The following is a 229-nucleotide window of genomic DNA, read 5'->3' on the forward strand; positions in this document are numbered from 1 at the left end:
GAACAGGGCCGCGTGGTGTTCGGCGTGGTCTCGATACCGACCACTGGCCGTTGCTACTTCGGCGGCGCGGGCCTGGGGGCTTGGCGGTCGGACGTCAATGCGGCGCCCAAGCAGATTCAGGTACGCCAGACCAGGGCGGCGGGCGAGGCCTTTACCGTGGTGGCCAGCCGTCGTCATACCAGCCCTGAGCAGGAGCGTCTGTTAGATGGTTTGAGCGAGGGCTTGGGCG

1 protein-coding gene is annotated in these 229 nt (G+C 67.2%); it reads left to right on the plus strand.

The genetic code is table 11. The features are described 5' to 3' along the window. Positions 1–229 (plus strand): hypothetical protein (locus AAEY78_RS15290; protein ID WP_352340400.1); only part of this gene is annotated, 229 nt, incomplete at both ends.

It is taken from the genome of Psychrobacter sp. 16-MNA-CIBAN-0192, assembly GCF_040309565.1.
Classification (GTDB): domain Bacteria; phylum Pseudomonadota; class Gammaproteobacteria; order Pseudomonadales; family Moraxellaceae; genus Psychrobacter.